The following is a 24,947-nucleotide window of genomic DNA, read 5'->3' on the forward strand; positions in this document are numbered from 1 at the left end:
TTAGAGACAATGTTATATAAATTTCAGATATGGCATTGGGAAGAATAATGAACTGTCTCGTTGTTGTTGCACATCCCCTACAAAACAGTCTTTGTCGGCATCTCGCTGAAGAGTCCATCATGCATATGAAAGCCCGTGGGCACGATGTCACCGTCAAAAATCTCTATGACGAAGCCTTCGACCCAAGGCTTACAGAAAAAGAACGCAGCAGTTATTACCAAGCTGAATTTCAAAGTCGTGACCTTGAAAAGGATCTCGCCCAACTCAGGGAAGCAGAAATTCTGGTTTTGGTCTTCCCAACCTGGTGGTTTGGGTTCCCGGCCATTTTAAAAGGCTGGTTCGACCGGGTTTGGGCACCGGGACATGCCTACGATCATTCGCCAGATTTAAAAGGCATCATTCCCCGGCTTGATCGTTTGCAGGAAGTAAAGGTCATCACCACTCTAGGTTCTCCTTGGTGGGTTGATTGGTTCATACTCAGACGCCCGGTACGCCGTATTCTAAAGCTGGCTATTCTTGGGACTTGCGCTAAAAACTGCCGTTTTAAGATGCTCTCTCTCTATGCAAGTGAAAGTCTGACACAAACCAAAATAGAGAAATTTGTCGCGCGAATTAAAAGTACTTTCTAGCAACCTTTCTCTCCTGATCTTGAACGATCATATTTAACCTGACTTTGCCTCGCTCGGATCCAGAATATTATCAATCTTGTCTTCCAAGGCGATAAGCTGCTTTTCCTGTTCCGCGCTCAGTGGTTTATCACCTGCGGTATCAAACAGTTTGTCGAGTTGAGTAAAGAGACTATCCAGTTCCTTGGCTGCGGGTTCGGAGAGCCCTTGAAAGAGATCAAATGGGCTTTCTTCCGTCCCCAGGATACCCTCAATTTTCACTTCTAAAGCAGTGAGTAATTTTTCCTGCTCAGCGCTTAATGGTTTGTCGCCAGCTGTTTCAAACAACTTATCTATCTGAGCAAACAGCGTATCCACTTCTTTTACAGCTTTTTCAGAGAGATCCGCATAGGGGTCCAAATCAATTTCAATCGGGCCCAAGATACCATCAATCTTCTCTTCCAAAGCTGAGAGCTGTTTCTCCTGCTCCGCACTCAAAGGCTTATTACCAACAGTATCAAACAGTTTATCAACCTGGTTAAACAGGCTCTCTAATTCCTTGGTCGCCTTTTCAGAGAGTTCTGCGTAGGGATCAAAAGAACTGTCTACGGGCCCCAGAATGCCATCGATTTTCTTTTCCAAGGCGGAGAGCTGTTTTTCCTGCTCTGCATTCAGAGGTTTGTCACCAACTGTTTCAAACAGTTGGTCCAACTTGTTAAAAAGGCCATCGAGCTCCTTGCTCACTTTTTCAGAAAGGCCCAGAGATACATCAAAATCGGGTCCATTGGACTGTTCAATAAGTTTCAAAGCTTCCTCCGACAGCGAAATCTCAAACGAGGGACCAAAAAATGCGCCTGAAGGTATTTGCGTCGATGGTTTAATATCATTTGCTTGATCTAGTTGGTAATCACGTTGGAATAATTGCGTTACATTGATACTTGAGCTTTGAATTTCCATAAGAAATTTTCCTTTTGCAAATCCACCAACGCCTCTGGTGAAAACAAATATAAGAATTTAATCCTAAATATAGTGATCAAGTATGAACGGATATATTCTGAGCCAAACCTTCAGGTACAGCCGCTCTCACCCATATTCAAAGATTAATTAAAGGGAAGTTATCCTACCTTTATTGGAAGCCTTTAGAGATTGCCTCTAACTCTTCTTTTTCTGTTAAATCCGGCCCATCTTGTGTTGCATTGTCGATAGCAGCATCAATTGCTGTAACCTCAGGGCTTGGGGTTTCTGCTTCACCACCGCCGTTAATGTCATCAGTAGCATCGTCTTCGACATCAATCTCTTCTTCCTCGAGATCATCTTCTAGATCCTCGAGGTCATCCTCACCTAGGTCGTCGAGATCATCCTCACCTAGGTCGTCGAGATCATCCTCACCTAGGTCGTCGAGATCATCCTCACCGAGATCATCGAGATCATCCTCACCGAGATCGTCGAGGTCATCCTCGCCTAGATCATCGAGGTCATCCTCGCCTAGATCGTCGAGGTCATCGCCGCCAAAGTCATCACCGTCGTCGTCACCACCGAAATCACCGCCGTCATCGTCACCACCGAAATCACCGCCATCATCGTCGCCGCCGAAATCACCGCCGTCGTCATCACCGCCATCGTCGTCACCACCATCATCATCACCGCCGTCATCCCCATCGGCATAAGCAGCTTTATAAGTGAAAGATAAGCCGTTATCATTCATATCAAGCGACATAGGTAAAATAAGCAAACCCGAAGCCAGGGCAACGATACAAACGGTTGATCGACAGCTAGAGAGAAGCTTATCCCGCAAGGTCAAAGTCGGAGCGATAAACGCCTTATTTTTGTTTGGGGTACTTTTCCCATTATTTTCGGCTTTTAAAAACATACCTAAATGATCCCTTATACAATCGCCATCATCGGTGGCTTACATGACAACAACGATCTAACCGCTGGATTATTCCCGAAGGAGACAAAAAAGTACTCAAAAAAATTATTTTTATTTCTGGCGGGAATAAAGCCCATAGTTAATCGTTGTCATACCAAAGGCATTCTCTCAGAAGGATTATTTGTGGTTATTAAAAGAGAGACATATTGACCGAGGTCGGAGAAAAGATCGTTTCTCTACTCCCGCAATTGCGACGTTTCGCAATCGGACTATGTGGAGATATTTCCCTGGCTGATGACCTTGTGCAAACAGCCTGTGAAAAAGCGATTAAAAACCAGAGCCAATGGCAAGAAGGCACCCGTCTTGACAGCTGGGTGTTTCGCATCATCCAAAATCTCTACCTCGATCATTCGCGTGCCAATACAATCCGCAGGGATTATGCCCTCAACACAGCCAACCAGTCTGAGAGCTGCGTCGATGGTGTCAGAGCTTTGGAAAGCAGGTATGATCTCGGTGTTGTTGGGAACGGTCTCGATCAGCTCTCTCTCAGTCAACGTAGTATTTTGTTGATGGTTTGCGTCGAGGATATGAGCTACCGCCAAGTCGCACAAACCCTCGACATTCCTCTGGGAACAGTAATGAGCCGCTTGGCACGGGCGCGCCAACAATTACACCAAATATTATCGTCAGATAATTCTGGTGTTGTTACCAATAAGAACAAAGAACACACCGCCCCTACAAAGGTCGTGAACAATGTCTGATAAAATAGATCCACAAACACTGCTTAGTCCAGAAAGCCTGATGGCTTATGTCGATGGTGAACTATCGACACAGGAAAATGACGTAATCGAACGACTGCTCACGGAGAACAAACAGGCTTCAGAGCTTGTAGCACTATTTCAACAAACTGCCTCAAGCGTCCGTTCAGCCCTTTTGCCCTTAACAGATGAGCCCGTTCCACAAAAATTACTTGGCGCTGTCCTTGCTGCTGATCAGGCGCAAAAGATAAAAGAAGAGATAAAGGAAGAACTAAAAGGGGAACTTAAAAGCCCAACAACAGCTTTTGATCCTATTTTAAAAAATGAAAAAACCGGTCTAATTGAAAGCCTTATGATCCGCCTATCAAACTACCTGTTATCTTGTCAAAAGAACAGACGTTGGAGCGGCCCACTCACTGCAGTTATTGCCTCATTTTTTCTCATTGCCCTTTTATCCGGCGCCGGGGGATATTTGGGGGGATATTTTATGGCCGATAACAACAATAAAAAAATCCAGTTGGTAGCTTTGGAGAATTCAGATCAATTAAAGAGCCACCATCAACAGGCCGTACAGCAGGCCCTCACCAAACTGGTCAGCGGTAAAAAACTGAATTGGGAATGGGGGCAGGACATATCAGGTTTTGTAGAACCAGTACGAACATTTAAAAACCGTCGGGGCAACTACTGTCGAGAATACCGCGAAGAAACCGTTTTACAGGGCACCCTCATTTCTTCAAAAGGTATAGCCTGTATCGGCAGTGACAAAGTATGGCAAAACATCTATAGCATAATCCCGGGCAATGGCCTTAACGATAGCCTCTCTCAAGGCTCACCCGCAAAACTTATCCCCGTTGTCGGCGCCAAGGAACTATAGGGCAAAGAATTATATGCCAGGGAACAATATGTATGAATAAACTAAGCTTGAGGTATGTAGTCGTGGTCACTACCTCACTTTTAGTCTTGGGATGCCAGACAACATCACAATCACTAATTAAAAACACAGCAGCCCTGTTTAGCCCTGAACCTAAACCTGTTTCCGAAAGCGCCATACCTCTGCCGACCTACACCGTTGGTGATCGCTTTCGCTATGACAATGGACGCAGCGATAAAGTTGCCAAAGTCGAGGGCGACTGGGTTTCTTGGGAAAATAATGCTGGGTACAAATGGAAAACCCATCGCGATTTCTCTATGCCGACCAAAGAGTGGGAGAGTAGAACCAAAACCGGGGGGCTTATTTTTAATTCACACTCCTACGGAAGTCTGTGGCCCCTCGAGCCAGGAAATGAGCTCTGGTACAAATACAAATCCGTCTCAAAAGTCAAAGGCGACAGCCTTTCAAAAGCAAGGTAGAGGCAAATGGAAGTGCAAAGTTGATCCAACCGAAAACATCCAAATCCAATCGGGCATATACTTGACCTACCCAATACACTGTTACAAGGGGATCAAACGCCAACGAACATGGTACTATGCCCCCAAGGTCGGTCATTATATTTTAAAGGTAGATCGTTATAAGGCAAAAGACGCCAAACGGGTTGAGCTAATAAAACACAAACTTAAAATGCCAAAATTATCTCCGCAGTTGTCAAAAAAAATTAAAACGTTTTATAAAGCTGTGCTTCAAGAAGCTCTGCAAACCAAAACCTCAGGTACGGCCCTAAAAAAATCATCTCAAGAGGTTGAGATTTCTGTGACCCCCTTAAGAACCTTCAAAGCAGAAAACGGTCGGTACTGCCGAGATTATGAGCGCAACCTAACATTCCAACAACGGTCCTACCCCGCCAAAGGCACCGCCTGTAAAGAACCCGGCGGTTCTTGGGTCAGAATTTAACCGTAGAGAGATCCCACACATTAATTCGGCTATTGTTTTAAATAAATTGATTAAGACCAAGATATTACCTCATCTTTTTCTTATATTTACTTATGCGTGATAGACTTGTGATCGGCTTACTTTATTGACACAGGCGCTGCTTGGGGATAGGTAACCGGAACCTTTAACTTACCATTTGGCTATAATGAGCAAATTTTCGGAACTCGGGCTACGTGCTCCCATCCTTCGTGCGATTGAAGAAGGTGGTTATGAGACAATGACCCCGATCCAATCTCAGGCGATCCCTCAAATCCTTGAGGGCAAAGATCTGATTGGTGTCGCCCAGACCGGAACGGGTAAAACCGCGGCCTTTTCCCTGCCGATTATCCAATTGCTGCTGAAGGCAGAAGGACAGCGCACAGCAAAGGCTGCGCGGACGCTCGTTCTCGCCCCAACCCGCGAGTTGGCGGTACAGATATCCGACAATGTGCGTGCTTATTCAAAGCATCTGCACCTGCGCAGTACCCTGATTTATGGCGGTGCGTCAGAAAAACCACAAATTAAAGCCATGCAACCCGGTGTCGATATCCTGATCGCAACACCTGGACGCCTGCTTGACCTTATGGATCGCGGGCTTGTTAATCTTCGTCTGGTAGAATTCCTGGTTCTCGACGAAGCCGACCGTATGCTGGATATGGGCTTTATCCGCGACATCAAAAAGATCGTCGCCCAGCTACCTAAGAAGCGCCAAACAGTGCTTTTTTCTGCGACAATGCCTAAGTCGGTTGCCACTCTGGCCAATTCCATCCTGATCGATCCCGTCCGTGTTGAGGTTGCGCCAGCAGCGACCACCGCGGAAAAAGTTGATCAGCATGTGCTTATGGTTCCAAAGCACCGTAAACGCGATCTGCTTGCCCATGTTCTCAAAGATGACGAGATCAAACGGGTTCTGATTTTCACGAAAACCAAACACGGCGCCAACCGGGTGTCAGATTTCCTTGAAAAACTTGGCATTACATCCGGTGCTATTCACGGGAACAAGTCTCAGAACGCCCGCCAAAAAGCTCTCAACGAATTCCGTTCCGGTGATATCCGTGCCTTGGTTGCCACTGATGTCGCGGCACGCGGTATTGATGTTGATGGTGTGACCCACGTGATTAACTTTGAGCTTCCAAACGAGCCGGATAGTTACGTGCACCGTATCGGCCGGACCGCACGTGCAGGGGCAACCGGGATTTCGCTCTCTTTCTGTGATTACGAAGAACGGGCTTTCCTCAAAGACATCGAGAAAAACATTCGCCAACCCGTGCCTTTGTTCGAAGATCATCCCTACCACGAAGAAGGTATGTCGGATCGACCAAAAGGCGGGAAAACAGACGGTAAACCACGTGCACGCAAACCTCGCCCCAACCAAGGCAAGCACAAACCAAACCGCCGGATCAATCAGCCAAAAGCTCATGGGTCTGAAGGGGCTGGTTCGGGTGGAGCTGGTGGCGAAAACACATCCGGTGCAAGTGCCCGTCCGGGCAAACACAGCCAACGCAAAGGGCGTCCGTCACACAAATCGGGCAACAAACCCGGTGGCGGCAATCGATCTGGAAACAGGAACGCCCGTTCTGCTTAGGATTACGGCTGCATTTCTTTAAAAATATAAAATAAATTACCAAAAAGGCCGAAGGGAATCGCTCTCTTTGGCCTTTTTTCTGTTCTGCCTCGAGAAATATTCACCTCACTGACGACAAGTAATAATTCCTATTTACTTTACGTTAACTTTACACACAAGAATAACATATTATTTTGCATGGATTATTTAATCGATTGCATTTTACGTAAATTACATTGAAATTAAATACAAGTACTAATCAGATATATACATACAATTGTATTCATAATTATATTACCATTAATATTTTATACTTATTATAGTTACATTCTTAAGTATTGTACGTAAATATTAACAACATTACTTATGGTGGAAAAATAAATATTTAGTAGTTATACGATTGAAAGGAATTATTAAATGGAGCGGACAACCGGAAAAGACTTTGACGACTTATTACCCGAAGAAACTGGTAGCGACCTTTTATCCGAAGGTGGCCCTATTCCTGAATTAGAATTACCCGATGATACAGAGGGTGGTCGTTCAACAGGTGAAACAGCGGGTGACAGCACTTCAAAAGGCTCTTCTGGTAAAGACGAAACAGGCTCCTCTGATAGTGGCGATCTAGATTTGACTGGTGAAGCCTCCCCCGATGATGATCTCGATGCTAGCGACAGCGATGACGGGAGTGAAAGCTCTTCATCTTCAGGTACGAGTGAAGGCCCTGATGGATCAGGTGATAGCGGTAGTGACTACGACGGCGGATACGGAGATGATCATGGCGGTCGGACTAGTGACAGCTTTGGCAGAGAAACAAAATCGTCGAGTTCAAGCGACACAGAAAGCAGCGGAGAAAAACTAGTCACGGCTGCGAAAAGCGCCCCTAAAGTAAAAGAAGAAAGTAGCAGCTTTGAGCGCTCTTCCCCTTCTGATTTCACCACCCGGGCTGATACCCGCACAACCGGAACAAAAGAAGACGAAGAAATCGCTGGTAGCGATGGTGTCGATATCATCAAAAGCAAAAAGGGCGATGATGAAGTTGATGGCGCAGCTGGCGATGACTGGCTGCGTGGCGGCCATGGCGATGATAGCCTGGATGGCGGCGCGGGCTCAGATACTGTTGACGGTGAAAAAGGCGATGACACCCTCACCTACACCTTTTCAGAAAATGATGGCTCTACAGATTATTACGATGGCGGCAAAGGATCCGATACACTTGTCCTGCGCATGACATCTGAAGAATACGAAACCTATCAGGAAGAGATTACCAATCTTGAAAACTGGGTTGAAGAAAACGCCAATTCAAAAGCGTCAACCGGTCACGCCTTTAACGATGCCAGCGCTAAAGGGGGAGCCCACCCGGTATTTGAAACCTCTTTTGGCCTGCACATCCGAAACTTCGAAACTGTGGAAGTCGAAATACTCGATAGCCCTGAACCCGACCCCGTTATTGTAACAGAACCGGACCCGGCCCCGGTTATTGAACCAGATCCAGAACCGACCCCGATCGTTGAAGAGATCAAGGTTGATTTGGGCGCCACCACGGGCGACACCGTTCCCGTAAATGTAAAACTGGCTCCCGGAACGACGGTTACCTTGTCAGTTGACGTTGCGGTTACCGAGCTGCCGTCGAAGTTCGATGTCTTCATGGTTCAAGATCTATCCGGCTCTTTCTATGATGACCTCCCAAACGTCAAGGAACAGCTGCCCACCCTGATCGATGGGCTGAACGCCGAATACGATGTTGCATTTGGTGTCGGTAGTTTTGTCGATAAGCCGATGGCCCCCTTCGGGTATGAAGGCTACGACTATGCCTATAAAACCGATCAGGCAATTTCGAGCGACACAGCCACAGTTACTGATGCCATGAATGCCTTGCGAACCTACTCAGGTTCTGATTGGCCGGAATCACAACTAGAAGCCTTGGTTCAAGTCGCCTTGCGTGGTGAAGAAATAGGTTTCCGGGACGGCACCCAAAAGTTTGTCGTGCTTTCAACTGACGCGCCATTTCATGTGGCCGGAGATTATGAAGGCGCGGTAGCCAATGATCTCGATACCGAATTGGAAGACGAAGATTATCCAGATCCCGCAGATGTCGGGGCCTTGCTTGAAGCAGCGGGCATTATCCCCATCTTTGCGGTAACAAGTCCTTATCTTACGACCTATCAGGATCTGGTCGATAGCTGGGGCTTTGGCTCGGTGACAGAACTGGCCTCTGATAGCAGTAACATTATGGACACCATCACCAGCGGTCTAACCGATGCCTCACTTGATCTGACACTCGACGTCAGTGACGATGACTATGGCTTGGTTTCCGGCATGACACCGGAAGTATACGAAGACGCGGGTCCAGGAACCTACACCTTCGATATTACCCTTGAAATCCCAACTGATACTGACAGTTACGGCAGCGACAGCTTAACCATTTCGATCCCCGGTTATGGCGACATCAATCTGGATGTTGAAATTGCCTCCGTCGATATGGCCGGTGATGAAACCAACGAAACCCTGTCAGGCGACGCCGGTGCCAATGCTATTTATGGCGAAGGTGGTGATGATAACCTCGACGGTGAAGGTGGTAATGACACCCTCACGGGCGGCACAGGTAGTGATACTCTCACCGGCGGCCTCGGTGATGATACCTTCGTCTTCGAGGATGGCGACGGCAGTGATGTCATCACTGATTTCGGCAGTGATGACATGACAGATGTGATTGATCTGCGCCGCACGAGCGCCGTTTCAAGCTACAGCGACGTGATCGCCGCAGCCAGCCAGGTTGGCGAGGACACCGTAATCGATTTTGGCAGCGGTGACAGCATTACCCTGCTCGGTGTCGATACCGACAGCCTCAGCGAAGAAGACTTCCTGGTTTAAGCCCACCAAGGGTGGTCCGACACTTTTCTCCCTCTATCCCCGAGGAGGGAACACTTGTCGGACCTCAACCCTTACGAATAAGGGACCAATAATATGCTCAACACACCGCTTTCTTCTATTTCTAAAGGTAAAAACCGCCTCGCAGAAACCCTTAAAGGGTCTCGCGGCAGTTTCACCGCCGTTGCTTTATTCAGCTTTTTTATCAACTTGCTGATGCTGGCCGCTCCACTCTACATGCTCCAGGTCTTTGACCGGGTTCTCGGCGGTGGCAGCGTTGATACGCTGATTTTCCTCAGTGGCATTGTCATCGCCGCCTTTATCGCTCTTGCCGGATTGGAGGCTATCCGGGGCCGAGTGATGGTTTCATTGGGCGTATGGATGGAACGCCAACTCACTGATAGCGCGTTGGAACGTCACCTTTTACTGGCCAGCCAGAAAAAAACGGACGAAAGCGCCCAGGGATTACGCGACGTTGCTATCATTCGCAATTTCATGACTGGCCCTTCGGTCTTTCCGATCCTGGACGCCCCTTGGATACCCGTATTCCTGTTTGTTATCTTTTTGCTTCACCCGACCCTCGGCTGGATCGCTACTGCTGGTGCGGCCCTGTTACTACTTCTCGCCATCATCAACGATTTGGTATCTCGCAATGCCCTGCATAGATCAGGCGCAACCTCGATTGCCGGATTACACAATGCAGAGGCCGCGGTTCGTAATGCGGACAGCGTCATTGCCATGGGCTTTGCCAAGAATTTGGTCGGTCAATGGTCAAAATCCAATCAGGAATCTCTGGATGACATGGCGACAGCAAGCCGTCGCTCCGGCACAGTTTCAGCAATTTCCCGCTTCCTTCGCCTCTCTCTTCAAATTGCCATGACCGGCACTGGTGCCTGGCTGGTGCTTGGCGGCGAGCTTACCGCGGGTGGCATGATTGCTTCTTCTATACTGCTCGGCCGTGGCCTCGGCCCGGTCGATCAAGCTATTGGCTGCTGGAAAAATGCCATAGCTGCCCGTAGTGCCTACAATCGGTTACAAGGCCTTATGGGTGATCCGGCTGAAGCTTCACCAGACGTTATGGAGCTTCCTGCACCCACAGGGGCGATTTCGGTAGAGAATGTGATCTATTCTCACAATGAAGCTGGTATGCCTATCCTACGCAACCTTTCTTTCAAGCTCGAGCCAGGAGAAAGCCTGGGCATCGCGGGTCCCACCGCCGCGGGGAAAAGTACCCTCGCCCGCCTATTGGTAGGCCTGGCTGCACCACAAGCAGGAAACCTCCGCCTGGACGGCGCTGATATATCTCAATGGCCTAAAGAGAATTTAGGACAGTATCTTGGCTATCTGCCACAAGAAGTAGAGTTGTTTGAAGGCACCGTGCGCGATAACATTGGCCGCCACGGTAAAGCCAATGCTCTGGATGTGGTCAAAGCAGCCCAGATGGCCCGGGTTCACGATCTCATATTACAGTTGGATCACGGATATGAAACCCAGATCGGCAGTAATGGCGCAGCTCTTTCAGGGGGGCAACGCCAGCGCATTGCCTTAGCCCGCGCCCTCTTTTCTGATCCACGTTTTGTGGTTCTCGATGAACCAAATGCCAGTTTGGACTTTTCAGGTGACAACGCTCTGGTCGGTGCACTTGATACCCTATCAGAAAATAAAACCACCACCGTCATTATTACCCATCGCCCCAGCATCCTTCGCCACGTGGATAAAATTCTCATCCTGCACAGCGATGGGCGCACAGAGTTTGGTCCCTGCAATGAAATGTTCACTAAAATTACTGGGGTTCCAGAAGGGAAACGTAACTTAAAAATTCGGGAGGTGACCAATGCCTAATACAATAACAAAGAGTTCAACCCCTCTCACCAGAAAGCCAATTTTTGCAGGCCTTATGGTCATTTCACTCTTCTTTGGTGGCTTCTTCGGTTGGGCTTATTATGCCCCTCTCGATAGCGCGACCCTTGCTTCTGGCAAGGTTATCGTCGAAGGCCAACGCAAAACGGTTCAACATCTTGAAGGCGGTATCGTCTCTCAAATACTGGTACGCGAAGGCCAAGTCGTTAAACAGGGAGAGATTTTACTCACTCTCGACAGCACAAAAGCGCGTGCGGTCCTTGCCCTTCTCGACGGCCGTCGCATTTCGGCACTTTCAGTCGCTGCCAGAGTGCGGGCAGAGCGGGATGGACTGGAAAATATCGTGTTTCCCAATGAATTGCTCCGCCGGGCAAAAAATCTTGATATCGCAGACGTGTTGAAAAACCAGGAAGTTATTTTCCAAACCCGTCGCGTTTCCGTTGCAAGTCAGTCCGCGATCCTCAAACAACGCATCGCCCAGTACAACGAAGAAATCAAGGGCATCAAAGGACAAATCAGTGCTGAAACCGATCAAATCAAACTCATAGACGAGGAAATTGGCATCGTCCGAGGTATGTTCAAAAAAGGCCTCGCACGTAAACCACGCCTTTTAAGCTTGCAACGCCAAGCAGCTGAAATATCAGGCAGTCGCGCGCAACACCGCGCTCAAATCGCCAGAGCCGAACAATCGATAGGAGAATCAAGACTTCGGATTGCCGAGCTTAAGAACCAATATACCAAAGAAATTGTCGAACAATTAAAGTCCACACAAGCCGAAGTCCGTGATCTCGATGAACGCATCCTGGCGGCACTGGATGTTATGCAGCGCACCAATATCCGGGCACCTATTTCCGGAACCATCGTGGGTCTTCAGGTGCATTCCAACAAAGGCGTCATCACGCCGGGTAGCGACCTGATGGATTTGGTACCGCTCGATGGCCGGCTAATCGTAGATGCAAAAATCGCCCCAAAGGATATAGATACCGTTCAACTGGGCCAAGTTGCACAGGTACGGATGTCCGCCTTTAATCAACGCAACTCAACCCCGCTTAAGGCCAATGTCCTGTCGATCTCTGCTGATCGTCTCACCGATGCACAAACCGGTCTGGATTTCTATCGGGTAGAGATTGAGCTCGATAATAGTGGCAGCCTTACCAGAGAGCAAAAACTGGTCCCCGGCATGGATGCAGAGGTCATGATCCTCGCTGGTCAAAAAACCCTTATTGAGTATTTCTTTGAACCTATTTCCCAGGGTTTCAACCGTGCCTTTAGAGAAATCTAACAAGGGAAGAAATAGTGAGCATAAACTTCAGCCCGGAAGATACTTTCTTCCGGGCTTTTTTTGACCAACAAAAAGTACACTTAGAGATCTATTCGTTTTAGATCACTTAGATAAGGCAGGCGTTTTTGCGCGGCGAGGACCTTTGAGGTGCTCAAGGAAGCAATCAGAATTTCTTCGTTGTCCCCTGCCCTGGCATCCTCTTCACCGTTGGGGGAGATAACACAACTGCCCCCGTAATAAGTCATATCCCCCTCACTCCCCGCCTGGTTTGCATAGGCGACATAGACACCGTTTTCAAAAGCCCGGGTTGGGACCACCTTTTGCGCGACGACACCCCACTGCGCCCCAAGCGCCGTTGGTACCAACACCAGCTGTGCTCCGAGAGACGCCACGTGGCGGAAAGCTTCTGGAAATTCAGCGTCGTAACAGATCAGGGTCGCGATCTTAAACCCGTTCAGATCAAACAGGTTACAGCCTTTTCCAGCCTGAAAGTGATCTCCTTCAAAACCAGGGGGTAGGATCAATTTGCGATGAATGCTGAGCTGCTGACCATCTGACCCAATGCATTGGGCCGCGTTGTAAACACCATCGCTTCTGCGTTCAGGAAAGCCATAGTGAATGGCGATATTATGCTTAGTGGCCAGTTCACTGATCCGTAACGCCATAGGGCCATCACAAGGTTCTGCCCAATTCATCAGCCTTTCGCCGACGTTGTAGCCGGTGAGAAAGAGCTCTGGTAACAACAGAAGATCAACCGTTTTACCATCGAGTTCCTTTAGCTTGCTCGACAGCCAATGCAAACGCTCTTCTGGCCCTGATAACTCGCCGGGGCTTTGGGCCACGGCGAGGTTAAAAGTTTTTTCCATATATTACTCTCAAGTTACCAAAAGTTGGCGTGGGTATTCGGTGATGTACTCAAAGCCGGTTTCCGTGACAACAATGGAATCACCAATGCGGCCACCGTACGCACCATCTACGGAAATGCCACCATCAACGGCGAAAGTCATTCCCGGTTGCAGAATAGTCTTATCCCCGGCTTTAAGCTCTGGCGCTTCGAGATAGGCAACCCCAATGGAGCGACCTGTGCGATAGCCCGTTTCATAACCGCGCTCTTGATAAACTTCGTTGGCAACGGCTGCGATATCTTCGGCTAGAACACCCGGTTTTATGGCGTGGATTGCTGCTTGTTGAGCATCAATGGCCGCCTGTTGTACGTGAGCGGCGGCATCAGAGATTTCCTTAATATGGAACATGCGGTCAAAACCAAGCTTGTACTGCTTGAACTGGATCATGTTGCAAAAACAGAAATAAACCGGATCGCCCTTTTCAAGTTTGCGTACGCTTGAACGACGATGCACCATAGATGTATCGGCGCCACTTTGCATAATCTGCAGATTGTGCACCATTGGTGATACAAAACGTTCCCAGCCTTTATCGGTTAGAAACCCAGCGGCGGTTTTTGTCCCTGCATTGATCACATCAAGAGCCGACTGGTATTCCTGGGCGCCGACCTCAAGAGAATTGTGCGCGGCACTCATCATCGATCCGGCGATCTGCCCGGCTTTTTTCATGATCTCAATCTCCAGTGGAGATTTAATCATCCGCATCTGCCCGAGGGTCGGAGAGATATTGAGAAGTTCAGTTCCCTTGCACTGATCGTCAAAAAAGTTACGCACGATGGCTGGAATGGTCTCGCGCTCAATCCAGATCCTTTGCGTGTTATCGCCGACGATCTCCTTCAGAACCTGAGCCCATGAGCGCTGCCCCATATCTTCCCAGGAGCGAACATCCTTAACCCAGGTCATGGCTGCAACCATTTCCGTTTCCATCAATGGGGTCACCACAACCGGTTCTTCATCAGGGCGCACAACCAGCATGGTTGGGCGGCCAAACTCAATCCCCAAATAACCCCAAAAACCTGCGAGATAGGCGATGGAACTCTCATCCGTGAAAACGGCAATTTCAATACCATTTTCCTTCATTCGAGCCTGCAGCTGGCGGGTACGTACAATTGTTTCTTCAAGCACGATAAATACTCCTTAGAAAATGATGTTCAATTTGAACCATCAATTAGTCAAGTAAACTTGGTAGATAGAGAGAAAGTTCAGGTACGAATGTGACCAATAGTACCATCGGGAGATGACCAAGAAGCAGGAATTTCATGGTCGGACCTACATACTTGGACAAGGGCATATTCGTTACCCCGCCAGCCATATAGAGTAAGGGCGCACAAGGCGGAGAAATGTTGCCTAGGCCAAGGTTTGTGCCAACAATCGCCGCAAAATGTATCGGATCCAATCCGATTTTCTGCGTGATCGGAAGCAATATAATTGCAGCTAAAACACCCCCGGAAACATCATCAATAATAGCCCCCATAATCAGGAGCAGAACATTGATCAACAACAAGATTACGACCTTGTTATCCGAAATACTTAACAGGATATCAGCAAACTGAGTTGGTACCTTTGCCAGGATCATCCCCCTGCTCATGATGAAAAGGAAAAATAGCACCATGATGATTGCCCCGGTTAAGCGAGCAGCATCAACAGTCGATGAGAAGAGTTTGTTCCAAGGCAGACTACGATAAATCAGGATACCGACCACAAGGGTATAGACGAGCGCAACAGCACCTGCTTCGGTCGGCGTTGCTATTCCTGAATAAATCCCCCCCAAAACAATCACAGGCATAATAACAGCCAGGCTGGCTTTTTTACCTGTCTTGAAAATAACCTCCACCGTTTCCTTGGCAGAAGTGGCTGGCGCAACTTTGATGTTTTTTTCCTTACGCAGGAAAACAAAGTTGAGCACACAATAGACCAGCGCCAGCATGATCCCAGGACCCATGGTGGCGAGAAAACATTTCGCAATTGATTCACGGATCGCAATAGCAAAGACAATCATGGGAATAGAGGGCGGGATCATAAGTGCGAGCACAGAAGATACCGCAACAAGTGCTGTAGCATGTCCGGGGGGATAGCCCTCGCGGATCATGCGGGGCACCATGATTTTCCCAACCGCCGCAATAGCCGCGGCTGCACTTCCTGATATGGCCCCAAAAATCGCACAGGTTATGACGGTTACAGCCCCCAAACCGCCCTTGGTCCTGCCAACAAACGAGTTCACGAAATTCAGTAAGCGATCAGAGATCCCGCTCGACCCCATTAAGGTACCGGATAATATGAACAACGGGATCGCCAGAAGCGAAAAAGAGCTTATCTGCTGGTAACCATAGGCGGCATGGAAAGACAAATTGGTTTCAGAAAGAAAACCGTAGATTAAAGCCCCGATTCCAAAGGCAAAGCCGACAGGCACCTCAACCAATAGTAAAACCATGATGCAAGCGATGGTGATAAAGAAAAACGTCATTTTGCCCCAACCTTATCCAGAAAAAGGGATCGTGTTTCCAAAAATATCTGCAAAGTCATGTAGAGGATCATTAGGATGAAGCCAGACACCATGCTGAAATCCCACAGATATTTGGGCCAGTGCATGTAAACGCTTTTGCGTCCGAGACCGAAATTAAACGACGCATATTTCCATCCAAAATAGGCATACACAATCAAAGCAAGGAAACACACCAGACTGCCAAACAAACGAACGCTCATCAGGGTTCGTGGGTTCTGGGTAAGCAACGAAAGAAGACCACCCTCGATATGATCGCGTTCACGCGAACAATAGGCCATGCCTGAGAAATAAATCCACAAAGCCAGCATTGGCGCGAGCTCTTCCATTCCCAAGAACGGCAATTCGAGTACATAGCGCAGGAAGACTTGTGAGGCCATTAACAAGCCAAGCGAAATCATCCCGGTAAACATAATGACCCGCAAACCAGACGCCAGCCATTTTTCCTTATTATAAAGTCCTTCAAGACCCCGATAGACCGGGTCGTTCTGTGCCTCTTGATCTGGAACGGGAATGATCGGCATCGGTGATATGATGTCGTCGAGGCTGTCCGTATGTAAAAGTTCTTTTGGCATTAAAATACCTTCCCTTATGACGATGAATGGACGGGCTTGATACCCGCCCATTCACAATGCCTATTCTTGCGACTGTCACATTTATTGGGCTCGGGCCTTTCTTATCCCATCCATGACTTCAGCACCGATAATTTTTTCCATGTAAGGGTATTCAACATCCACAACGAGCTTGCGGTATTTGGTCAACTGCTCAGGAGATAGCTCAATAACATTGATCCCCTCAGCCTTGATCTGCTCTATCCAATCAGGGCTTTCTTTTTCTGCATTATCCCATGCCCAGTTTACCGCATCAGAAGCCGCAGATTTCATCCAGCCCTGTTGCTCAACACTCAAGCCCTCAAACCATTCTTTATTGGCAACCCAAAAGGTGTGTTCGAAATTTTCACGGGTAAACACGTAGGAGCTGACAACATCTTTAAACAAGAGAACTTCTGATGGCGGGGAATAGGCCCGGCCGTCAATGGCGCCGGTCTGTAGGGCTGTATGCACCTCTGAAAAAGCCATCGGCACGACAGAGAAACCAGTAGCACTATAGCGTTCAATAGCCATTGGCATTCCGGGGACACGCATTTTAAAACCATTGGCATCATCAGGGAATGTCATTGGAACCTTAACACCCTTGCGGACGACATACCCCGTGAAGTCTGTCGGGATAACACCCAAAAGCACCATACCGAGATCAGACATAATCCCGTTATATACGCCCTCCATTGCAGAGTTCGGGCCGTAAATTCGACGTCCAGACTTCCAATCATCCGCGACATAACCCAAAACCGAAACATCCCAGCGCGGATCAAGCTCTGAATGATTCCATGTCATGGTCATATGGGTGGAGCCCTCCATGACCTGCTCGACAATTGATGTCCAATCCCCAAGATCTCCTCCAGGATGGTAATCAACCTTAAAAGAACCATCGGACAGTTCGGTAAGTTTGTCGGTAAATTTCTCAGAAACCTTATGGAAAATATGTTTGCTATCCATAACGTGTCCAAGAATGGCTTCTTCAGCCGAGACCGAAGCCCCACCCGTAAAAGTTAATGTCCCAGCAGCCATGATGGCTGCGAACGTTTTGTTCAATCTCATTCTGCAATCTCCCTGTTAGAGCTTAATTAACGACATTTTCTATATTGCGTAAATTCATATAGCTGTATACAGCTTGGCTGTCAGTTATCATTTTTAGAGTAAATAGAGGTCAAAATGACGATAGCTGCATACACTACCGCTAATTTTCAGTTAAATGACCCCCGGCAAAGCCGGGGGCTTAAGCGGGTGAGCCCCTTAAAGGGGCAAATTGGGAACCGCTAAAGCGGTTATGGATTGAATATATCCATTTGGTCAAAGTACTTATCACGCTCTTCTTGCGTTCTGATATACTCCCTCACCATCTGTTCATCGAGCCCTACAGTTGAGACGAAATATCCACGGGCCCAAAAATTTTCACCCTTGAAATTCCGTGCTTTATTTTTGAATTTTCGAGCTATGGCAATCGCGCTTTTTCCTTTTAGGTATCCAACGACTTTTGAAACAGCATGTTTGGGCGGTATGCTGATACACATGTGAATGTGATCCGGCATCAAATGGCCCTCCTCAATCTTACTTTCGCGATGCCCGGCCAGTTCATGGAAAATTTCACCAAGATACTGACGTAGGTTGCCATAGATAACTTTTTGCCTGCGTTTAGGGATGAAAACCACGTGGTATTTACAATCCCATCTCGTATGTGCAAGGCTTTTGTAATCTCTCATCGGCTAATTCCTTTGTTATTTTGGTCAATAAACAAAGAAATGTAAGACCGTGGGAACGGTCAAACCATTGAGAGTCCCCCGGCATAGCCGGGGGTTTACCGGATTAAATTAAAAAATGAAATCCTTGATGGCGGAAGACACCCGCGCGCAAAGCTTGGATTTGTCTTACTCGCCACGGAACAAACCATAGAGAGCGACATTTTCCGATTATGCCCTCCAGGTGTAGGTGTGCACTTCACCCGCGCCCCTATTCCTGACAGCATTACGATGGAAACCTTGTCGGCACAGGCTGATGATCTCGCACGCGCGGCTCAAACCCTGTTACCGGACGGCAGTCTTGACGTTATCAGCTACGCGTGTACGTCAGGGAGCCTTGTTATTGGTGAAGAACGCGTATTTACGGAGCTTCGCAAAGGCGCACCTTCGGCGATTGCTACGTCGCTCATCACAGGGGTTATTCGGGCCTTGCGCGCGATAAATGTACGTCGCATCAGTGTCGCAACCCCCTACCTCGACAGTATCAACGACGCTGAAGCCGAATACCTGGAAAAAAACGGATTTGAGATTTGTAATATCGGCGGCTTAAATCTTGAAAAGGATAGTGAAATGGTTCGGGTAAAACCCTCATATATCGCAGATTATGCCGCCTCGCTGGACCATAAAGACGCCGAGGCTGTTTTCATAAGTTGCGGTGCATTGCGTTCGCTCGAGATCGTCGATGCATTGGAAAAACGTCTGGGGAAACCCGTGATTGTCTCCAACCAAGCTATGATGTGGGATAGCTTACGGTTGGCTGGAATTAATGATCGCATAGAAGGCGCCGGGGGCCTTTTCCTTAATCACTAATTTGTTAGATTTTGTGGCTCTTCTCCGCTTTGTTGAGTAGATTTAGGATTTCAAATAGAGCATAGATTGATTATCTGGAATGGATGATTGTCTAATTTTGAGTTTGAAGTATTCGGTATCCTTGATGCCTCTGGCTCGCTTACGGATCATTCCTATACTGACATTACCAGCCTCTATCCTGGCGCTTGTGAGCTTGTGTTTGGCGTAGTTGCAGATGCCCACACAATGTTTCCGTAGGGATTTCGCGAACTTTTTTAGATAGAGCATCTGTGACTGATCTGCTATCAGGCACCAACGTTCCAGTTGCTCCGCCATCGCCTCAAATGAAGCGGCACTCCACAGCAGCTGAAGCTGTTCTTTCAAGACGTAAAGTGCATTCAGGTTGCTATTGCTCTCCAGCAACCTTTGCAGCTTGTCACTTTGTTTTTCACTCAACTTATCCGCATTTTTGAGCAACAGATAATGCGTCCCTTTCATCAACTCTTTACCACTTGGATCGGCCTTTCTGAACTCAAGTCGACGCTGATTATGGATAGCTTTGCTGTAGTTTTTCATGACGTGGAAACGGTCAAATACTATGTCGGCCAACGGCAAGGACTCTCTGACAGCCTTTTGGTAGGCAGGCCCCATATCCATCGCTACGGCCTTTATTTTGCAGGCTGTATCTGGTTGCAGTTGTTTCAAAAACCTTGAAAAAACCTCGGCAGTTCGGCCTGCTTCAACCCAGATCAGATGACCGCCAACCATATCGTAGACCACCGTCATGTAGTCATGACCTTTCGCCCGGGCAACTTCATCTACACCAATATATTCCAAGCCAGTTAGCTCTGCAGGATCAAGCGTAGGGAGAGTTTCAATAAGGTATGCCCTGTCGATATTCTTGACCGTTTCCCATCGTATATCCAAATGTCTGGAAACCGCTTGAATAGACATATGCCGACATAATCCACTGATCAGTCGGCAAAATCGGTGAGTGAAACGGCACCCTTTATCAACAAAATCACACCCCTCAATGCGGCGTTCGCCCTTGTTAATATAAACCTGCGCCAGCTCAATCTCGACCACACAAGGATACCCAAAAAGGGGGATGTCGTTTACTTGTCGGCGGACATGCTGGTTGATGCTTCCCTTCTGGCCTGTAGCAGGGTCTATAGCCCTCCTACGCGCGTCTCGGCTGCAGTGAATGACAATCTTAACACCGCCGTCATCCAGTTTAATTTCATTTACACGTTGCCCTTTGAGGCCTAAAATATGCTGCGAGATGTTGATTGTCATATACCTGCTCTATGTAAAGTTATCAGAAACCATACATATCAACAGGTTACTTGGCGGTCGGCATCTTTTTCTACTCAACAAAGCGGAGAAGAGCCCCCAAAGTGAAGCTGACTTTTTTCACCACATTGGAAACACTTTTGGCCCCCACATGATTGACGTGTTCATTGATGAACTCTGTGCCATGTGGGACAAAAAAGATCTCTACCGTTCAGAAGCCGCTTTTCGTTCACTTGATGGCAGAGAAATAGATGCGATCATAACCTTCAGGGTTCCTCAAAAGGCAGAAGATTACAAAGCCCTTGCCGTCAGCATTATCGACATTACAGACCGAAAACAGGCCGAAGACGCACTTCACGTCGCCTTGATAGAAGCAGACAGATCCAATCAGGCCAAGTCGCAATTTCTAGAGAGCATGAGCCACGAACTTCGGACCCCTCTTAATGCGATCCTCGGCTTTGCCCAAATCATGCAAATCAATAAAAAATCTCCGCTAACCCCTGAACAAAATGAACATGTAGAATGTATTCTGAGTGGCGGGAACCATTTACTCGATTTGGTAAATGAAGTTCTCGACCTCGCAAAAATTGAAGCCGATCAACTGGATCTCTCCCTTGAAGATGTCAACGCATACGATGTCGTAACCGAATGCCTTACCCTTATTGCACCTTTGGGTGAACAGCGGGACATATTGATTTTTAACGAATTTAATCAGCCCCATGACATCATCTTACGTACGGATAAACTTCGCTTTAAACAGGTGCTAATCAATCTGCTTTCCAATGCGATCAAGTACAACAAGGATGATGGAACGGTTCACATCAGAAGTGAAATTACAGAAAAGGGTTTTCTCCGGGTTTCTGTAATTGACACAGGGATTGGTATTCACGTCAAAGACCGAGAAAAAGTTTTTCAAATGTTTCACCGTATTGGCGCAGATTCCATGAAATCGCGCGAGGGTACAGGTATTGGGCTGACGGTAACCAAACTTTTAATCGAGCGAATGGCAGGCTTTATTGATTTCGAAAGCAAATTGGGTACAGGAAGTTGTTTCTGGATAGAGCTCCCCTTGGCATCGAACGAAAAAATCATTGTATGGGACGATCAAATGCGCGTTGGCGTCGACAGTATTGATCGAGATCATCAATACCTGGTTTCTCTATTAAATCGGATTACGCACGAAGACTTTGATGAAAGGAAGTTTGATACCTTTTTTCAAGATTTAAACAACTATACACAACATCATTTTCCACAAGAAGAAGTTGTGATGGAGACGTGTAGATACCCCGATATAGAAAATCATCGCGTTCACCATCTAGATTTTATCAGCCAACTAAAAGACAGAGAAAATAAATGGTACAAGAATAAAAATTCGGCGTTTATTCCAGATTTTCAGGAAGAAATTAGAGCTTGGCTCTACAACCAGGTCCTGACCAACGATGCTGACCTTGCCCAATACACCAAAGGCAAAGAAATGGAAATTCGGCTTGCCCTAGAATCTCTCGAATAATACAGCAACAAGAGTAAATTCTCACAAATCTGGTTGTTGATTATCCCCCACCCTCTCATCATTTCAACCAATACCGGATACTACCACTATCCAGTTTAAACCAACGATGGTATCCTCCTAACAAAGCCTTAACAACTATGGTTAATATTATCAAGATCTGGAAAGACCTGTTGCCAGACATTTACAGAGGTGTAATCGTTCAACATCTGACAATATATAAGACATTACAAGGCAATTGAATGCGGATTTGGAACACCAAGATAAGTACATCTAAAGTGCAAAAATTTATCGATTATCCGATCATGTTTATCCTTGCAGTTCTGATTTCGATTACATCATTTCTGCCCCTAAATGCCGCGGCACAAACACTTCCCTCTCAAGCTGAATACTTAAAGAAGATCAAAATTTTTCGCATTGGTACTGGTGGCATAGCGGGTACCTATTACCCGATTGGCGGAATGGTTGCTCAGGCCATCAGCAACCCACCGGGCTCACGTGCATGCGACGAAGGTGGCAGCTGTGGCGTTCCGGGTCTTGTGGCAATTGCTCAATCTTCAAATGGATCCGTTGCCAATATTCACTCAATCGCAAAAGGTGAGCTTGAATCTGGTTTTGCGCAATCGGACGTCGTCTATTGGGCCTTTATGGGTAAAGGCGTCTTCGACGGGAAAGCACCTGTAACCGGTATTCGGGCCATTGCAAATCTCTACCCTGAAACTTTACACCTTGTTGCACGTAAGGGATCGGGGATCAATTCTGTGCGCGACTTGCGCAATAAAAAGGTCTCACTGGATGAAGCCGGTTCAGGAACTCTGGTGGATGCCCGGATCATCCTGGATGCATATGGTCTAAAGGAAAAAGACCTGAAGGCTGAATATATCAAACCTGAACATGCAATCGGCAAAATTGAACGCGGTGAGCTCGACGCCTTTTTTATTGTCACAGGTTATCCAACTCCCTCCGTCAGCAAACTCGCCTCTGGGGTCGGGGCCAAACTCGTTTCAATTGGCGGAGAGGAAACCACAGGCTTGTTAAAGCGCTGGAGCTTCTTTTCTCCCGATACCATCCCGGAAAACACCTATGAAGGGATTCCGACCACTCCGACAATTAGTGTTGGTGCGCAGTGGATTGTCAGCGAGCAAATGGATGATGAGCTGATCTATCAAATTACAAAAGCACTTTGGAATGCCTCTTCCCGCCAGATCCTTGACAATGGTCACAGTAAGGGGAAAACCATCGATATGGCACGCGCGCTAGAAGGAATTTCCATTCCTCTTCACCCCGGTGCAGAACGCTTTTATAAAGAAATGGGAGTGCGCCCTTGAGCATCTCCCCTAATACCAAAGGGCTATCGGATCACCCCGAAAATATAACTGATAATCCTTCAGATGACCTGGCTGATAAGTTGGAGGGTAATCCACCAGAGAACCCGCGAGAAAATCAGCGAGAAAACTCAGACGTTAACTCTGAAAATGGACTAACGGATCATAAGGCCTCCGTTACTGCAGACTTTACAAAGAACCCTACGCGACAACAAAGGCGTTTAGATCTCAAGGTTGCCAGGCAATATATTACCCGCCCGATCATATTGATCTTCTGCGTTCTCGCGGCATGCCTTGGCACAATTTATTTCTCATGGTCCAGCCTGCAGGACATAGAAAAAGCCCTACCTATTACGATAGCCAAACAACAACGCGATATCGCTATATTGGTCCAGGATGTTTCCGATTTGGCATGGCAAGCCAAACTTACAAACAGTAAACCGACACCAGAACATATTCAGGAAATACTGGATCAGGTGGCTAAAATTGAAAGCCATCTAACTCTTATGAGGAACACCTATAATTTTGATAACCTGGTTGGTGCTTCGGCAATGCACGCCGTTATCACCCCCGCCCTGGCAGACATCAAACACTGGCTCACCAACGGGGTATATAACTTACCTGCGAGCTCTCAGGTGGTTATTACGCTGGTTGATACCCGAGCAACAGATGCGATCAACACCATGCGCCCCATGTTTGCCATGACCCAGCAGAAAACCTTTTCAACGTTAAGCCATCAATCCAGCCAAATTCTGACGTTCCGCAATTCAATTGTCTTCTTCCTCGTAGGCATGTTTTTGGTCACTGTCGTGGTTATCTTTCAGATGTACCGATTAAAGAAAATTGATCAGGACCTGTTTGAAGCGAGAGAGGCCGCCCTCAAAGCCAGTCGGGCCAAGTCAGAATTTCTTGCAACCATGAGCCATGAATTCCGTACCCCGCTTAACGCCATTCTCGGCTTTAGCGAAATGATGCAGGAACAGTTTTTTGGCCCCTTGGGTACAAATACTTTGGGGTCAGAAAAGTATGCTAAATATACCAACGATATCCACCACAGTGGAAAGCATTTACTTTCTCTGGTAAACGATGTTCTCGATATCGCTGCCATTGAATCTGGAAAATTGCCTCTTCACAGAAAACAGCTAGACACGCTTGATATACTCGAAGACAGCTTTAAATCCCTTGGCAAACGGGCGCGGGACAATAATGTCGAATTGCTCATGGATGTTCCAAAAGGCATCCCTGCGCTCTATGCCGATAAACGAGCTATCACGCAAATTATGCTCAATCTGTTATCAAATGCCATTAAATTCACGGAACCCAATGGGCTCGTAAAGGTTTTTGCCAGTTCTGATAACAAATGCATCAAAATCACAGTCGTAGATACCGGTGTTGGCATTCCGCCAGATCGGTTGCCAACGATCACAGATGCCTTTACCCAGGCTGAAAGCAACCCACATCGCACCCAAGAAGGCACCGGACTTGGTCTCTCGATTGCCAAAGCCCTTATTGAAGCACACAAGGGAACCCTGTCCATTAGAAGTCAGGTTGGGAAAGGAACTGAGGTTTCTGTATTGTTGCCTTGCTGGGGTACGGCCAGTAGTTAAACTCTGAGAATCTCC

22 protein-coding genes are annotated in these 24,947 nt (G+C 47.5%); 13 read left to right on the forward strand and 9 right to left on the reverse strand.

Translation table 11 applies throughout. From position 1 onward, the window contains the following. Nucleotides 1-47: 47 nt before the first annotated feature. On the forward strand, nt 48-629 hold the full coding sequence (locus tag ACOGW3_RS21840; RefSeq protein WP_419904879.1) for an NAD(P)H-dependent oxidoreductase: 582 nt from the start codon (nt 48-50) through the stop codon (nt 627-629). 33 nt (nt 630-662) lie between these two features. Here the strand turns inward: ACOGW3_RS21840 and ACOGW3_RS21845 are convergent, their stop codons facing one another. Both ACOGW3_RS21845 and ACOGW3_RS21850 read right to left on the reverse strand, forming a co-directional pair. Then, nucleotides 663-1,562, reverse strand: coding sequence for a hypothetical protein (locus ACOGW3_RS21845; RefSeq protein WP_419904880.1), 900 nt, complete (start codon nt 1,560-1,562; stop codon nt 663-665). Nucleotides 1,563-1,731: 169 nt separating this feature from the next. Then, nucleotides 1,732-2,475, reverse strand: coding sequence for a hypothetical protein (locus tag ACOGW3_RS21850; protein WP_419904881.1), 744 nt, complete (start codon nt 2,473-2,475; stop codon nt 1,732-1,734). A 206-nt stretch (nt 2,476-2,681) separates the two neighbouring features. Here ACOGW3_RS21850 and ACOGW3_RS21855 point away from each other — a divergent pair, with 206 nt between their 5' ends. The 8 genes from ACOGW3_RS21855 to ACOGW3_RS21890 all read left to right on the forward strand — a co-directional run bounded on the left by ACOGW3_RS21855 (nt 2,682) and on the right by ACOGW3_RS21890 (nt 12,653). Next, the gene (locus ACOGW3_RS21855) at nt 2,682-3,236 is read left to right on the forward strand and encodes an RNA polymerase sigma factor (protein WP_419904882.1); all 555 of its coding nucleotides are present in this window, start codon (nt 2,682-2,684) and stop codon (nt 3,234-3,236) included. After that, nucleotides 3,229-4,107: a hypothetical protein gene (locus tag ACOGW3_RS21860; RefSeq protein WP_419904883.1), complete on the forward strand. Its 879-nt coding sequence runs from the start codon at nt 3,229-3,231 to the stop codon at nt 4,105-4,107. Before ACOGW3_RS21855 ends, ACOGW3_RS21860 begins: the two co-directional genes overlap by 8 nt. Nucleotides 4,108-4,139: 32 nt before the next feature. Further along, nucleotides 4,140-4,583, forward strand: coding sequence for a hypothetical protein (locus ACOGW3_RS21865; RefSeq protein ID WP_419904884.1), 444 nt, complete (start codon nt 4,140-4,142; stop codon nt 4,581-4,583). A 61-nt stretch (nt 4,584-4,644) separates the two neighbouring features. Next, nucleotides 4,645-5,061 (forward strand): hypothetical protein, encoded by a 417-nt coding sequence (locus ACOGW3_RS21870; protein ID WP_419904885.1) that lies wholly within the window; start codon nt 4,645-4,647, stop codon nt 5,059-5,061. A gap of 184 nt (nt 5,062-5,245) precedes the next feature. Then, nucleotides 5,246-6,664 carry a DEAD/DEAH box helicase gene (locus ACOGW3_RS21875; protein WP_419904886.1) on the forward strand — a complete coding sequence of 473 codons (1,419 nt, stop codon included), beginning with the start codon at nt 5,246-5,248 and terminating at the stop codon, nt 6,662-6,664. A gap of 396 nt (nt 6,665-7,060) precedes the next feature. Continuing rightward, nucleotides 7,061-9,514: a hypothetical protein gene (locus ACOGW3_RS21880; RefSeq protein ID WP_419904887.1), complete on the forward strand. Its 2,454-nt coding sequence runs from the start codon at nt 7,061-7,063 to the stop codon at nt 9,512-9,514. A 93-nt stretch (nt 9,515-9,607) separates the two neighbouring features. Next, the gene (locus tag ACOGW3_RS21885) at nt 9,608-11,353 is read left to right on the forward strand and encodes a type I secretion system permease/ATPase (RefSeq protein ID WP_419904888.1); all 1,746 of its coding nucleotides are present in this window, start codon (nt 9,608-9,610) and stop codon (nt 11,351-11,353) included. Continuing rightward, complete coding sequence (locus ACOGW3_RS21890; RefSeq protein WP_419904889.1) at nt 11,346-12,653, forward strand: HlyD family type I secretion periplasmic adaptor subunit; 1,308 nt, start codon at nt 11,346-11,348, stop codon at nt 12,651-12,653. The genes ACOGW3_RS21885 and ACOGW3_RS21890 overlap by 8 nt, the downstream gene beginning before the upstream one ends. A gap of 80 nt (nt 12,654-12,733) precedes the next feature. Here ACOGW3_RS21890 and ACOGW3_RS21895 read toward each other — a convergent pair whose 3' ends face one another. From ACOGW3_RS21895 to tnpA, 6 genes are all read right to left on the reverse strand, one after another. Further along, the gene (locus ACOGW3_RS21895; RefSeq protein WP_419904890.1) at nt 12,734-13,519 is read right to left on the reverse strand and encodes a carbon-nitrogen hydrolase family protein; all 786 of its coding nucleotides are present in this window, start codon (nt 13,517-13,519) and stop codon (nt 12,734-12,736) included. Between the two features lie 9 nt (nt 13,520-13,528). After that, nucleotides 13,529-14,680, reverse strand: coding sequence for a M24 family metallopeptidase (locus ACOGW3_RS21900; RefSeq protein ID WP_419904891.1), 1,152 nt, complete (start codon nt 14,678-14,680; stop codon nt 13,529-13,531). A 43-nt stretch (nt 14,681-14,723) separates the two neighbouring features. Continuing rightward, nucleotides 14,724-16,019 (reverse strand): TRAP transporter large permease, encoded by a 1,296-nt coding sequence (locus ACOGW3_RS21905; RefSeq protein ID WP_419904892.1) that lies wholly within the window; start codon nt 16,017-16,019, stop codon nt 14,724-14,726. Beyond that, nucleotides 16,016-16,630 carry a TRAP transporter small permease gene (locus ACOGW3_RS21910; RefSeq protein WP_419904893.1) on the reverse strand — a complete coding sequence of 205 codons (615 nt, stop codon included), beginning with the start codon at nt 16,628-16,630 and terminating at the stop codon, nt 16,016-16,018. Before ACOGW3_RS21910 ends, ACOGW3_RS21905 begins: the two co-directional genes overlap by 4 nt. A gap of 81 nt (nt 16,631-16,711) precedes the next feature. Next, on the reverse strand, nt 16,712-17,713 hold the full coding sequence (gene dctP / locus ACOGW3_RS21915; RefSeq protein ID WP_419904894.1) for a TRAP transporter substrate-binding protein DctP: 1,002 nt from the start codon (nt 17,711-17,713) through the stop codon (nt 16,712-16,714). Nucleotides 17,714-17,940: 227 nt separating this feature from the next. After that, nucleotides 17,941-18,375, reverse strand: coding sequence for an IS200/IS605 family transposase (gene tnpA, locus ACOGW3_RS21920; RefSeq protein ID WP_419901154.1), 435 nt, complete (start codon nt 18,373-18,375; stop codon nt 17,941-17,943). 228 nt (nt 18,376-18,603) lie between these two features. On the opposite strand from tnpA, the gene ACOGW3_RS21925 reads away from it, so the two are divergent. Further along, a complete protein-coding gene (locus ACOGW3_RS21925) occupies nt 18,604-19,221 on the forward strand; it encodes an Asp/Glu racemase (protein WP_419904895.1) in 618 nt (205 codons plus the stop codon). 42 nt (nt 19,222-19,263) lie between these two features. Here the strand turns inward: ACOGW3_RS21925 and ACOGW3_RS21930 are convergent, their stop codons facing one another. Continuing rightward, a complete protein-coding gene (locus tag ACOGW3_RS21930) occupies nt 19,264-20,496 on the reverse strand; it encodes an ISL3 family transposase (RefSeq protein ID WP_419901077.1) in 1,233 nt (410 codons plus the stop codon). On the opposite strand from ACOGW3_RS21930, the gene ACOGW3_RS21935 reads away from it, so the two are divergent. The 3 genes from ACOGW3_RS21935 (at nt 20,483) to ACOGW3_RS21945 (ending at nt 24,932) form a co-directional block, all read left to right on the forward strand. Continuing rightward, nucleotides 20,483-22,003, forward strand: a complete 1,521-nt coding sequence (locus tag ACOGW3_RS21935; RefSeq protein WP_419904896.1) for an ATP-binding protein — start codon at nt 20,483-20,485, stop codon at nt 22,001-22,003. The two genes, ACOGW3_RS21930 and ACOGW3_RS21935, sit on opposite strands and share 14 nt — an antisense overlap. A gap of 239 nt (nt 22,004-22,242) precedes the next feature. Next, nucleotides 22,243-23,328, forward strand: coding sequence for a TAXI family TRAP transporter solute-binding subunit (locus tag ACOGW3_RS21940; protein ID WP_419904897.1), 1,086 nt, complete (start codon nt 22,243-22,245; stop codon nt 23,326-23,328). Then, nucleotides 23,325-24,932 carry a sensor histidine kinase gene (locus ACOGW3_RS21945; RefSeq protein WP_419904898.1) on the forward strand — a complete coding sequence of 536 codons (1,608 nt, stop codon included), beginning with the start codon at nt 23,325-23,327 and terminating at the stop codon, nt 24,930-24,932. The genes ACOGW3_RS21940 and ACOGW3_RS21945 overlap by 4 nt, the downstream gene beginning before the upstream one ends. Nucleotides 24,933-24,947: the final 15 nt, after the last annotated feature.

Source organism: Kiloniella sp. (assembly GCF_965205715.1).
Classification (GTDB): Bacteria; Pseudomonadota; Alphaproteobacteria; order Kiloniellales; family Kiloniellaceae; genus Kiloniella.